Raw genomic sequence first — 13506 nt, forward strand, 5'->3', positions numbered from 1 at the left:
TAACCTCTCCTATACCTCAGCTATTAATCTGATATTAAAAAGTATATTGCTGTTTTAATTTTTCCATCTCTGTATCAATAGTTATTAAATCAATTCTTTCAAATAAGACCTTTACATGTTTTAAGGAAGATTGAAAACTGTTTTCGATTGGTTTCCAATGAAGCTTTGACATACCTAATATTTCTTTTATTTTATCACTTGAAAATGGAAGGAAAGGACTTAATAACTGAGCCAAATTGCCAATGATATATATACACGTAACTAGTGTATTTTTGCATTCAGATTGGGATGTTTTAACTTGAATCCATGGTTGTTGTTGATCAAAATACTTATTTGCATTTCTAATAAATTCGAACACTACTTCTAAAGCTTTTTTAAAATGGGCTTCTTCAATCAGTGTACCTATATTGATGTATAGATCTTGAACCTTATCTTTTATCTCCAGGTCAATTTCTCCATTTGGTATTACTCCACCAAAGGATTTTTCAATAAACTTTAAAGTTCTATTTACAAAATTTCCATATGCACCTAATAATTCACTATTGTGACTATATACAAACTCTCTCCAGGAAAAATCAGAATCTCTATTTTCGGGTGCATTAATGGTTAAAAAATATCGAATGGAATCCGGATGATAGTTCTTGATCATATCAGAAGCCCATACTGCCCAATTCCTACTAGTAGATAATTTCTTTTTTTCAACCGTTAAATATTCATTTGAGACGATATGAGTGGGTAGGGAATACTTCTTAATACCTAATAAGACCACTGGCCATACTATAGTGTGAAACGGTATATTATCTTTCCCATGTACATAATAAGACTTAGTATCTCCATTCCAAAATCTAGCTTCATCTTGATTGTTTGTTTCTGCCCACTTTTTACTTGCAGAATAATATCCTGAAATTGCTTCAATCCATACATATATTTTCTTATCCTTATACCCATGAACAGGTACTGAAACACCAATCGGTAAATCTCTTGAAACAGCTCGATCAAGTAATCCTTCATTTAAATATCGATCTGTTAATTGTATTGCATTTTCACGCCACATTCCCTTTTCTTTTGCCTTACAAACATACTGTTGCAGCTCTGCTTGAAATGTACTTAATCTAAAATAGAAATGCTCTGTGTTTCTTGATGTTGGAGTACCACCACATATTTTACATTTTTTCTCAAGAAGCTGTAATGGCTCTAAGATGTTTGAGCAATGGTCACATTGGTCACCACGTGCATCTTTACCACAATTAGGACAAATTCCTTCAACAAGACGATCCGGCAAAAACTGTTCGCAACTAATACAATAAGCCTGTTTCATTTCTTTTTTATAAATCTTTCCGTTATTCAATAAGCTTAAAAAGATTTCCTGTACAATGTTATGATGGTGAACTGAGTCTGTACGTGTGTAGCAATCATAAGTGAACCCAAGTTTTTCAAAGCATTCTTTGAACTCGTTATGGTATTTATCTGCTATTGCATTTTGTGTAACTCCTTCTTGTTTTGCTCTAATTGTTATTGGTGTTCCGTTACAATCACTTCCAGAAACATAAAGGACGTCATCACCTTTCATTCTATAGTACCGAGCCAAAATATCTCCGGGTAATAGACTAGAAATATGACCAATATGCAATGACCCATTTGCATAGGGCCAAGCTCCACCAATAAATACATTCATTCCTTTTCCTCCTTTTAAATAAAAAACCTCGTCCATAGACCAATAAATAGTCTAAGGACGAGGTTATACTCGTGTTACCACCTTAATTCACTAATCACTCACATGATTAGTCTCAATAAGTACGGAACAAAATACATGTTCTTATACTCGGGCATTTATAACGAGTGCCAAAACTCGTCATACCTTTACTCCTAATTATTGAGTTCAGATATGAAGCTCAGAGACCATATTCAATCAACTATTCAATGCTTCTTTTCAGCTACCGAAGCTCTCTGTAATAGAATATATGATTTACTCTTCTCATCATTGCTTTTTGTTCAATTTGAGGTTACTTTATACGTCATAATATTTTAAATTTAACAATTTGTCAATTCAATTTATAAATATTTCAGTTTATAAAATGAGTAATTGATCGTAATTTGTGTCATAAGTAATAACTAAAACACCAGAAAGTATGATTATATTGCGTCATCAAGCTCTTATTAATCTAAAAAGTTAATATAACGTCCTTTATTTAATTTTATGGCTTTTTGATAGACATTCCATGCACCTATCAAATCTTGAAAAGCCAATCCGACAGAACCATAAATTGTAATTTGGTTTTCGTGTGTTCTGCCCAATTCTTCGTTAACAATCACATCACCTATTTCAGCATGTATGTCCTTTTCCGATAACCCTACTCCCCCAATTGCCCCCATTTGAACAGCAAGATGGCGGTTATCACAAACAAAAAGTGATTGTTGTATTAATTCTGCACTAACTTCACATTTACCTGGTTCATCAGAACCTAGTGTTGTAATAAGTACTCCTTTTTAACCATATTGGAAAATAAAAATGGTTCTATGGCCCATGTGGCTGAAATAATATTATCAGAATTGTTAACTGCCTCTTCTACAGTTTTACAGATCTTCATTGATGCCTTACATTCTTGCTTCATTTCATTTACAAAGGACCTAGCTTTTTCACTATCAATATCATAAACAAATACTGTTGAAAATCCCCTAAAATAGCCAAGGGAACGAAGCTGTAATCTACTTTGGACCCCTGCACCGATAATTGCAATACTTTTTGTATTTCTTCTTGCTAATAAATAATAACTCAATAGTTACATAATATTTCGATAAAAATCATTTAAATATACGATCACTCATACTCTACATAGAACTGTAATAAAAAGCATAAGGAGTACTATTCCTTATGCTAAACTAGGTTCATTTGAATGTGTTATAAATAGTTGAATTAAGAAGTGATTTACTATGAACCACCTCTTTAATCCAAATATAGTTTAAATTTCCTGTATTCGTTTTTACTCTTTTATTTCTTCAAACGGTTTTTGATAGGTTGCTTGTTTCCATACTTCAACAACTTCACCTTGATTATCTGCATCAATCACAAAGGATCCATTGCTGTACCTGTCACTGTATGAAAGTTCTAATGGAAATACTTGACGTGTTTCTCCTTGTGATGTGGTAAAGCTAATCGTATCATCTTCATATGTTACAAAGAACCCTCGAATACGATGTGGTTTATTCTTTAATTCTCTAAGCATAATCAATCCACGCTTGGCACGACTAGATTTATCAAATTCTCTGAGTTTCATTCGTTTACACGCTCCGCGTTGCGTGATTATTACTAAAGAAGGATCTGCCATATCATCAAAAACTTGTCCATTAACAACATACTCGCCATCTTTTAATTGAATAGCCTTCACTCCGGCAGCCCGCTGACCTACAACTGAAATCTCTGACTCGTGATACCACAATCCATACCCTTTATTCGAGGCAATAAATACATCGGAGTACCCTTTGGTTTGATAAACATTAACGACTTCATCATCTTTTTTTAGATTCAATGCGATTAAAGCTTTCGAGTAACGTTGTGCTTCATATAGTTTCAATTCACTACGCTTAATCATGCCATGCTTCGTAAAGAAGATAAGATAATTATTTTCTTCAAACTCTCTTACTGGAATACATTGAATAATATATTCATCTTTATCAATGGATACCATATTGGAAATATGGTGACCAATATCTTTCCAACGAATGTCAGGTAATTCATGTACAGGTATATATAAATATTTCCCTTTATTGGTGAACATGAGTACTTTATCCGTTGTATTTAATTCCAACAAGCTAACGATGTGATCATTTTCTTTCATGGCAAAATCTTCACCATTCGATGCAGAGTAAGAACGTAAACTAGTTCGTTTAATATATCCATCTCTCGTAGCGGATACAAGTACATCCTCACTTGCAACCATTACCTCTATATCAATGGTTAACTCTTCAATTTCATTTTCAATAGTTGTTCTACGACTAGTAGAGAAGGTTTTCTTTATTTGTCGCAGATCTGCTTTTATGGTTTGGAATAATTTTTTCTCACTAGCTAAAATCGATTCCAGTTCCGTAATTTTCTTTCTTAATTCAGCTGCTTCTTTTTCTAATGAGGTAATGTCCGTGTTTGTTAAGCGATATAGCTGTAACATGACAATTGCTTCCGCTTGAGCATCCGTAAAATCAAATTTAGCAATGATTTGACGTTTTGCGTCCTGTTTGTCCTTTGATGCTCGGATGGTCGGGATTAATTCATCTAAAATTGAGATTGCTTTAATCAAGCCTTCCACAATATGTGATCGATCCTTCGCATGCTTAAGGTCAAACTTTGTCTGCCTCGTAACAACCTCTTTTTGATGAGCAATATATGCATCTAGAATTTTAGGTAAAGATAATAGCTTCGGTGTTTTATCCTGGATCGCAACCATATTAAAATGGTAGGTAACCTGTAAATCTGTGTTTTTATATAAATAATTTAATACACCTTCACTATTTACATCCTTTTTCAGTTCAATAACAATACGCAATCCAGTTCGGTCTGTTTCATCACGTACTTCTGCAATTCCCTCTACTTTTCGATCAAGGCGTAATTCATCCATCTTTTTAACCATATTTGCTTTATTGACATCATATGGTATTTCTTCTATAACAATTTGTTGTCTACCATTGCGTTGATCTTCAACACGTGCTCTTCCTCGAACAATAATCTTTCCTTTTCCTGTTTCATAGGCTTTTTTAATGCCTTCTACTCCTTGGATAATTCCTCCAGTAGGAAAATCTGGTCCTTTAATGACTTGCATTAATTCATCAACGGTAATTTCTGGTTTGTCAATCTTTTTGATTACCGCATCAATAACCTCTTCTAAATTATGTGGTGGAATATCTGTAGCATAACCGGCAGAAATACCAGTTGATCCATTCACCAATAAATTAGGAAATTTTGCTGGTAAAACTACTGGTTCAGAGTCAGTATCATCAAAGTTCGGAATGAAATCTACTGTTTCTTTATTGATGTCACGTAATAACTCGGAGGCAATACTTGATAATCTTGCTTCCGTATAACGCATCGCAGCTGGAGGATCTCCATCTATACTACCATTATTACCATGCATTTCGATTAATTCATTACGCATTTTCCAATCTTGACTGAGTCTTACCATTGCATCATAAACAGAAGAATCTCCATGTGGATGATAATTACCAATTACTGTACCAACTGTTTTTGCGGACTTACGGAAGTTTTTATCATGCGTATTCCTCTCTTGAAGCATCGCATATAAAATCCTCCGTTGTACCGGCTTTAATCCATCACGTGCATCTGGAAGAGCACGGTCTTGAATAATATATTTACTATATCTTCCAAATCTATCACCGATCACTTCTTCTAATGGAAGATCTAAATATTTCTCTGGTTGTGACAAACCAATCCCCCCTTGATAATTTCACTGTAGCGTATTCTAATTTATCATGTATGAATTTTTTCGTTATCTAAAATATTTGGATCATCATCCATTCCAAAAGCAACATGGTTTTCAATCCATTTCCTCCGTGGTTCTACTTTATCACCCATTAATGTTGTAACTCTTCGTTCTGCTCTAGCTAAATCTTCAATCGTTACCCGAATTAATGTTCTCGTCTCAGGGTTCATCGTTGTTTCCCATAGCTGGTCTGCGTTCATTTCCCCTAAACCTTTGTAACGTTGAATAATATAACCATTTTTAAATTTCTTAACAGCTTCCTTTAGCTCATCTTCTTCCCAAGCATAAATAATTTCTTCTTTTTTCCCTTTACCCTTAGAAATCTTATACAGCGGTGGTAATGCAATATAAACTTTACCAGCCTCAACAAGATTTCTCATATATCGATAGAAAAATGTTAGTAGTAATACCTGAATGTGTGCTCCATCAGTATCCGCATCTGTCATAATGATAATTTTATCATATTGAACATCTTCTATATCAAAATCTCCACCTACTCCAGCACCGATCGTATGGATAATAGTTGAAATTTCCTCATTTTTAAATACATCTTGAAGCTTTGCCTTTTCGGTATTAATAACCTTTCCTCGTAACGGTAGGACTGCTTGGAATTTTCGGTCTCTTCCTTGTTTTGCCGAACCACCTGCCGAGTCTCCCTCCACCAAATATAATTCATTTCGTTTCGGGTTTTTCGATTGAGCTGGGGTCAATTTTCCACTTAAGATCGTATCTTTCCGTTTTCTTTTCTTCCCTGTTCTTGCGTTCTCACGAGCTTTTCGTGCGGCTTCTCTTGCTTCCTTGGCTTTAATAGCTTTTCGGATTAATTGGCTTGATATATCCGGATTTTCTTCCAGGAAGAAGGATAACTTTTCAGAAATAACAGCGTCAACTGCTGAACGTGCCTCAGACGTCCCTAATTTTCCTTTCGTTTGACCTTCAAACTGTAGCTTTTCTTCTGGAATACGGACAGAAACAATGGCCGTTAAACCTTCACGTATATCCGTACCCTCTAAATTTTTATCTTTTTCCTTTAGAAAGTTTGCTCTTCTAGCATATTCATTAAACATTCTTGTAATGGCACTTCTAGCGCCTGATTCATGCGTTCCGCCGTCACGTGTTCGAACATGGTTAACGAAGGATAGCATACTTTCTGCGTAACCGTCATTAAATTGAAAGGCAAATTCTACTTCAATCTCTTGATTTTCGCCTTCGAAAAATACAACTTCATGAAGCGTATCTTTTTCCTCATTTAGATACGTTGCAAATGACTTCAATCCATCTGGAAACTCGTACTCTTCGGATTCATCATTTCGTTCATCGATTAAGGTAATTTTTAATCCTTTCAGTAGAAAGGCAGATTCACGTAATCGTTCGGAAAGTGTCTCAAAATCAAAAACTGTAGTAGAAAAAATTTGCGCATCTGGCTTGAAATGAATCAATGTTCCATGCTTCCTAGTAGACCCTTTCTTCACAGGATCACTAACAGCTTTTCCTCCATTTTCAAATCGCTGATTTACAATACTGCCATCGCGATACGTTGTTACTTCCATCCATTCCGACAAAGCATTTACAACGGATGCACCAACACCATGCAGTCCACCACTAGTTTTGTATCCACCTTGTCCAAATTTACCTCCCGCGTGAAGAACAGTAAATATAACTTCCATTGTTGATTTTCCTGTACGGTGCATCCCTGTTGGAATACCTCGTCCACTATCTTCTACTGAAATACTATTATCTTTATGTATAATGACTTTAATCGCATTACCATATCCTGCCAGGGCTTCATCTACCGCATTATCAACGATTTCAAATACTAAATGGTGAAGTCCGCGGTGATCGGTACTCCCTATATACATCCCTGGTCTTTTACGTACTGCATCAAGACCTTCTAATACTTGAATGGAATCATCTGAGTACTGTAACTTATTATCCATTCGGTCCAACCCCTTCCTAATACTGCATCTTTCTCTACATGTACATTTATATTAGAACAAATGTTTGATGTTGTAAAATCGAGTGCCAATTTATTACGTATGGCTTCTTTCAACTCGTGACATGTCTAATAGTATACTACAATTGAATTAATATTGTATAGAACAGAAAAAAGGATGACTACTTTGTCATCCCGTAGCGGACTATTTTTTTAGTAATACAGCATGTGCAACTTTGATACACACATCCATGATAACCGTGAAGTCATTCTCTACAAGGATATCATATGCCTCTTCATTAGCAACTCCTTGTTGTGCCCAAAAGACCTTGCAGTTAGTTTGAACAGCCTCTTTCGCTAATTCTGGTAGATATTCGGATCTTCTAAATACATTTATAATATCGAACTCTTCTTCTACATCTAGTAGAGAATTGTATGCCTTTTCACCTAATACTTCTTCAACAGTAGGATTTACCGGAATAATACGATACCCATTTTCTTGCATAATTTTTGAGATTTGATAAGAGGTTCTTGTTGGGTTATTTGATAATCCTACTACTGCAATCGTTCTTCCTTGTTCTAAAACTTGTCTTATTTGTTCATTTGATGGATTTTCCAAGCTTAAATCACCCCTGATTGTATAAATACGACCATTTACTATACTATAATGTATGCTATAATTATATCGCTTGAAAGGAATCCTTTCAAATATAACTATTAGAAACTCGTCTTAAGGCTAAATTTTAAGGAGAAATACATCAATTGAATTGATGTAAGATATCAAAAGTTAAAGCTAAATAAAAATATTAGTACCTTCTACTAATACTTCGTGTTAAAATAAAATATACATATTTATATATGAATGAAAGTAGGTAATAAAATGGAATATATTCTATTTGCCATAATTGCATATCTTTTAGGCTCTATCCCTTCAGCTTTAATTGTTGGTAAGGTTGGATATAATATCGATATTCGCGAACACGGTAGTGGTAATTTAGGTGCCACAAACACCTTTCGAACACTCGGAGTTAAAGCAGGTAGTATCGTAACTCTAGCTGATATCTTAAAAGGAACTTTGGCAACATTAATACCCGTATTTTTCAATGCCGATGTTTATCCTCTACTGATTGGGGTTTTTGCCGTATTAGGGCATACGTATCCACTATTTGCCAAATTTAAAGGCGGAAAAGCGGTAGCCACTTCGGGTGGAATTATTTTAGGAGTAAATCCAATTTTATTTTTCGTTATGATTGCAAGTTTTTTACTAACATTGTATCTGACTAAGTATGTTTCACTGTCTTCAATGATAACTGGAGTTGTAACTGTAATTGCATCCATAATAATTGGAGATGTCGGACTGATTATCGTTGCTGTTGTATTAACTGTTTTTGTCTTTTATAGACACACAGAAAATATTAAGCGAATAAAGAATAAAACAGAACCGAAAATTAAATGGATGTAGAGAAAAATGAATTGATATTCAATTGATCTGGAGATGAACGGATTAATTGAATATTTTTATTTTCTTAAGTATACTTTGGATTAGATTGTCCCGCATGTAACAAATGGGGCAACTCTAAAGAGGAATAAATAGATTGAAGGTTTACATGATCTCCGAGTATATTATAAAGGGGAAGTACTATGGAAAACACAAAACACATGACACATAAAATGCCAACTAAAGAAGAACGACATAAATTATTTGGATCTGTAAAACCGGGGCCGAAACAAAAACCAACCGACAAAAACAAAATGCCTGATTTACAGAATGTACAAAAAGATTTTTTATTTGATATAGATGCAGTTGGAATTTCAAACGTAAAACATCCTATTATTGTTCAAAGTAATTTAAATCCGACAACTCAAACAACTATAGCAACGTTTAAGCTTACCTCTAAGATAGAAAAGACGAGCAAAGGAACGAATATGAGTCGATTTACAGAACAATTGAATCAGTATCATGAAAAAGGTTTTATTGCTAACTTTGATTCGTTAAAACAATTTACAAAAGATTTAGCAGAACGGTTGGATCAAAATGATGCAACGATAGAGCTTAGATTTCCCTGGTTCTTTGAACGACGTGGACCACAATCTGATCTTGTTGGAATGAACCACGCGGATATTTCTATGTTAGTAACCTATGATGCTGTTAAAGGATGTTCTATTCATGCATCATTAACAGCTTCCATTACAACTCTTTGTCCGTGTTCAAAAGAAATTAGTGAATACAGTGCTCATAATCAACGAGGACATATTACAATGGAAGTAAGCTTTACGGATGACTTTGATGAAACAAAAACAGATTGGAAAGAGATGCTATTAGAGGCTGCAGAAAGCAATGCAAGTGCAAGACTCCATCCTGTTTTAAAGCGTCCAGACGAAAAAATGGTTACTGAACAAGCTTATGAAAATCCACGTTTTGTTGAGGATATGGTTCGTCTAGTTGCTGCAGACCTTTACGAATCACCGTTCATTACAAAATTTGAAGTTTCTTGTAGGAATGAAGAATCGATTCATATGCATGATGCCGTTGCATCTTTACGTTATAATAAATTGGATTCAAGTTCTTTGTAAAAGGATAATAGGATATGAAGTATATTTTTATTGGCTTAATTAAATTTTATCGTAAGGTAATAAGTCCTTTAAAACCACCTTCTTGTCGCTTTTACCCTACATGTTCAGAATATGGATTAGAAGCTTTTAGGAGATTTGGCGCTTTCAAAGGAGCTTACTTAACGATTAAACGGATAGGCAAGTGTCACCCATTCCACCCTGGAGGAGTGGACCTTGTTCCAGAAAAAAAACATAAAAAATAACGAAGAAACTGAGAAAAAGTGTATTAGTCAAAGAAAAATCCGAACTAGTTAGTTCGGATTTCTTTTAAAGATATTTTACATAAACCCCGCAGTAATTTAAGATATGAAACTTGGTTTAATTTTTAGAAGTAATGAGTTAATTTACTGCCTCCGACATCGCTCCGAAAATACATTTCGCTTTCCGCGCGCGGCTGGTGAGCCTCCTCGAACTCCGTTTTGCGGGGTCTCACCGATGCCTTGCTCCCGCAGGACAAGGATAGCTACGTCAGCGTTTCATCGCACGCAGAAAAAGTGCTTTTCTTTTTCAAGGAGTCTTCATGTATTTTCTCCGCTGTTATTGAGCTCTACAATTGATATTAAATCTTAGTTTTTTAATAACATAAGATGCTCTTTTTAAGTCTAGTGATTGGAGCGGAGGACAGTCGACTCCTGCGGGAATAGCACGTGTCTGAAGACCCCGCAGAGGTGGGTTTTCCGCGAGGAGGCTTAAGCCGTGCCCGCGGCAAAGTAGACACTGTGAAAGTGACTGTAAGGAACTTGAACAGATGTCGCCCTTGTGCTGGAAGTGAAAGCGACTGCTTGTAGCGTAAATCACGTTGCTGTTACTCGGCATTCTCCTGAGTGTTTACTGTACAATAGGTAACTGCGCTTTTTATATCAATTATGAATTAAGATCCATTCGTAAAAAATACCATCTTTACTTCCTGCCCTGAATCACTCGTCATTGGAATGGAGCGCTTTAGTTTTGTACCAGACTTTTTATAAGTTAAACCGTGAAATATGGTCCATCATATTTTCGTTAACTAAAATTTTCTTTTGACGCTCACCAAACAGATCAAAATGCGGATATTGATGGTCCATATGTATCCAATTAGGTTGAAGATCATATTTCTTTCCCCAGGCCTTTAATTTCTCAAGATCTCTACAACCAACCTTTGTAACGGTATTACAACCCGGAAATCGATCATCTAACCAAAAATGAGTTAAAAAAGCAATTTCACCGTTTTTTACTTGTGTTTTCCATCGCTTTAACTCAACTCGTTTAACACCAAATGCCATGATTATGCATTCCCTTCTAAACTCTTCATATAAGCTTCATGCCATTCTGGAAATGCTTTTCTTAATGATAACGGGCGAAAATTATCTTTTTTTACAATGACGTGTTTCGTTGTACCAGTCACAGCCACTTTCCCATGTTGATTTACAATTTCATATCCATATACAGTACGAAGACCATCGTAAGACTCTAACCAAGTATAAATCGTGGGCTGGTCTCCATATCGTATTGGATTTTTAAATGAAACTTGTACATCGATCACTGGAGAAACGATATTATTTTTTTCCATATCGGCATACTTAAACCCTAGCTTTTCAATAAATTTTGTTCGTCCTATTTCAAACCATACTAAGTAATTTGCATGATATACAACACCCATTTGATCTGTTTCTTGATATCTAACTTCAATTGTTGTATCGACTTTAAGCACATAAATCCTCCTCTTCTCTCTATAGATAGTTTACCATAATTCCGTTTGCAAGTAGGATTCAGTGCTTATCTCAATACTAAGGTTTCCGCCAGTTTTTATGGCGAAAACCTTAGTTCGATTGATTGAGGATATGATCATTTATCTATATGGTACACTGTTTAACAGACTTAAGACTCTGGATGGTTGTGTCTATATTCATCTTTAATTTCAGCACGCATGCCTTCAATTGCCTCTTCACGTCGTTTATTTTTTGCCATGATTTGCTCTTTTTCTTCTCCAGAAGCAAATTGCATTGTTTCATGGGCAGCTTCAATATTTTGAATGGTATCTTGAACCATGTCTTGTAACTTCTCGACATTGTCACTACGGTCATCAGGTTTTGGCTTATGATTGTGTTGGTTTTTATTTTGATGTGTCAATTCCATTCTCCTTTCCTGAAAAATTGTAGCCGTAAAGGCTGTTATTATTTTTTCAAAAAAGAATTGAACTATACAATTTATCGATTAGAACTTCTTATACAAATGCATAAAAATACTCCTTCTAGCTTGAGTCATGTCTCAAGCAGAAAGAGCAATTTACACTATGCTTCTTTGTTTTTTTCTTGTAAGGATTGATAATATTTCTTTTCTATATTTTCTTCAATCCTGTCCAATAGTGCTCGATCTTCTAATATTTGTTGTCGATTTGCCTTTACTAAATCATCAAAGGATACACGTTTCTTTAATGAAATGGTTATTCACTCCTTTTTTAATAACCATTATCACCATTTCCTTAGAATTTTATAATAATTTAGTTAAAAAATAATATTAGTTAAGTTCTTCAAGCATTTCTTCCATAAATTCATAAGTCATTGGACCAGCTTTACGAGGATGTTGAATGGTTCCATCCGTACCAATAAAGTAAGTGGTTGGAATCGTAATAGCTTTATATTCATCACTTACATTCATTGCAGTATCTAATAATATTGGAAACGTATAACTATACTCATCGATAAAATCGTGAACAGCTTGTTCATTTTTTTCCGAACCTGTAACATTAACAGCTAAAATTTCTATTTCATCCCCATGCTCATCGTAAAACTCTTGCATTTCTGGCATTTCCTTTAAACATGGTGGGCACCAAGTAGCCCAAAAATTTAACATGATTTTTTTACCGAGAAGATCACTGAGCCTAATTGTTTCACCTTCTAATGTTTTCAACTCGAAATCGGGTGATAATTCACCAACTTCCAACCCAGAAGATCCTGGTGGTCCTATAGCAACTCCTTCAGCTTCTGTGTCACCAGTTACATCATATTCATTAGTTGACGATTCTTTATTCATGTTAAGCATATTCATAACTAGAATAATGCCTAAAACAGCAATTAAAGCTGTTCCTAATATTTGCTTTATCATGTGTAAGCTCCTCTGATCTCTTAATCATTAAGTCTACATTAATTGTACTTTTGATTAGAAACAGAGTAAAGCTATTAAGAAAATGTTCAAATACTTTTCATTAAATTAAAAAAGTCTCACATACTAATGTGAGACTCAGCTTGTAGAGAAAGTAGGTGTTTTTTCTCTACAAGCTTTTTTAATTCTGTCATAACTGTTTTATTAAGTAAGAAATTTTTATTGAAAATAAACTCCCACACAACTAGCCTAGCTTTGCTAGATGTGTGGCAATCTTCTTCATGTTCTGGCACGCTGCTGTGAGTAGTACTTGCTCACTCGCATTGTGCAATCCCCTTAACCTGCAGTAGCGAAGCCCATGCAGTTCTTTCGAATCTGCGAAGCTCCGCT

Annotated in this window: 13 protein-coding genes, 1 pseudogene and 1 other annotated feature; of the genes and pseudogenes, 3 read left to right on the forward strand and 11 right to left on the reverse strand. The window is 35.0% G+C overall.

Features of this window, described 5'->3' with window-relative positions; translation table 11 throughout:
• Positions 1–34: 34 nt before the first annotated feature.
• From metG to GMD78_RS20220, 5 genes and pseudogenes are all read right to left on the reverse strand, one after another.
• A complete protein-coding gene (gene metG / locus GMD78_RS20195; protein WP_155671664.1) occupies positions 35–1675 on the reverse strand; it encodes a methionine--tRNA ligase in 1641 nt (546 codons plus the stop codon).
• A 50-nt stretch (positions 1676–1725) separates the two neighbouring features.
• Positions 1726–1991: a binding site (T-box leader), on the reverse strand.
• Between the two features lie 166 nt (positions 1992–2157).
• Positions 2158–2777 (reverse strand): annotated as a pseudogene (locus tag GMD78_RS21690) (ornithine cyclodeaminase family protein).
• Positions 2778–2981: 204 nt separating this feature from the next.
• Positions 2982–5432 carry a DNA topoisomerase IV subunit A gene (parC, locus tag GMD78_RS20210; RefSeq protein WP_155671670.1) on the reverse strand — a complete coding sequence of 817 codons (2451 nt, stop codon included), beginning with the start codon at positions 5430–5432 and terminating at the stop codon, positions 2982–2984.
• 44 nt (positions 5433–5476) lie between these two features.
• Complete coding sequence (parE, locus tag GMD78_RS20215) at positions 5477–7426, reverse strand: DNA topoisomerase IV subunit B (RefSeq protein WP_155671672.1); 1950 nt, start codon at positions 7424–7426, stop codon at positions 5477–5479.
• Positions 7427–7627: 201 nt separating this feature from the next.
• Positions 7628–8041 (reverse strand): CoA-binding protein, encoded by a 414-nt coding sequence (locus GMD78_RS20220; RefSeq protein WP_155671674.1) that lies wholly within the window; start codon positions 8039–8041, stop codon positions 7628–7630.
• A 261-nt stretch (positions 8042–8302) separates the two neighbouring features.
• On the opposite strand from GMD78_RS20220, the gene plsY reads away from it, so the two are divergent.
• The 3 genes from plsY (at position 8303) to yidD (ending at position 10238) form a co-directional block, all read left to right on the forward strand.
• Positions 8303–8884 (forward strand): glycerol-3-phosphate 1-O-acyltransferase PlsY, encoded by a 582-nt coding sequence (gene plsY / locus GMD78_RS20225; RefSeq protein WP_155671676.1) that lies wholly within the window; start codon positions 8303–8305, stop codon positions 8882–8884.
• A 179-nt stretch (positions 8885–9063) separates the two neighbouring features.
• Positions 9064–9996 carry a GTP cyclohydrolase FolE2 gene (gene folE2 / locus GMD78_RS20230; protein WP_155671678.1) on the forward strand — a complete coding sequence of 311 codons (933 nt, stop codon included), beginning with the start codon at positions 9064–9066 and terminating at the stop codon, positions 9994–9996.
• A 14-nt stretch (positions 9997–10010) separates the two neighbouring features.
• Positions 10011–10238 (forward strand): membrane protein insertion efficiency factor YidD, encoded by a 228-nt coding sequence (gene yidD, locus GMD78_RS20235; RefSeq protein ID WP_155671680.1) that lies wholly within the window; start codon positions 10011–10013, stop codon positions 10236–10238.
• A gap of 759 nt (positions 10239–10997) precedes the next feature.
• Here the strand turns inward: yidD and GMD78_RS20240 are convergent.
• The 6 genes from GMD78_RS20240 to GMD78_RS20265 all read right to left on the reverse strand — a co-directional run.
• A complete protein-coding gene (locus GMD78_RS20240) occupies positions 10998–11297 on the reverse strand; it encodes a hypothetical protein (protein WP_155671682.1) in 300 nt (99 codons plus the stop codon).
• A 2-nt stretch (positions 11298–11299) separates the two neighbouring features.
• The gene (locus GMD78_RS20245; RefSeq protein WP_343042457.1) at positions 11300–11725 is read right to left on the reverse strand and encodes an acyl-CoA thioesterase; all 426 of its coding nucleotides are present in this window, start codon (positions 11723–11725) and stop codon (positions 11300–11302) included.
• A 167-nt stretch (positions 11726–11892) separates the two neighbouring features.
• Positions 11893–12144 carry a small acid-soluble spore protein Tlp gene (gene tlp / locus GMD78_RS20250; RefSeq protein WP_281349739.1) on the reverse strand — a complete coding sequence of 84 codons (252 nt, stop codon included), beginning with the start codon at positions 12142–12144 and terminating at the stop codon, positions 11893–11895.
• 161 nt (positions 12145–12305) lie between these two features.
• Positions 12306–12461, reverse strand: a complete 156-nt coding sequence (locus tag GMD78_RS20255; RefSeq protein ID WP_425495068.1) for an FbpB family small basic protein — start codon at positions 12459–12461, stop codon at positions 12306–12308.
• 70 nt (positions 12462–12531) lie between these two features.
• Positions 12532–13119, reverse strand: coding sequence for a peroxiredoxin family protein (locus GMD78_RS20260; protein WP_155671686.1), 588 nt, complete (start codon positions 13117–13119; stop codon positions 12532–12534).
• A gap of 241 nt (positions 13120–13360) precedes the next feature.
• Positions 13361–13506, reverse strand: a 146-nt coding sequence (locus GMD78_RS20265) for a transposase (protein ID WP_196493884.1), incomplete at its 5' end; no start/stop codon positions are given.

Source organism: Ornithinibacillus caprae, assembly GCF_009728145.1.
Classification (GTDB): domain Bacteria; phylum Bacillota; class Bacilli; order Bacillales; family Amphibacillaceae; genus Ornithinibacillus; species Ornithinibacillus caprae.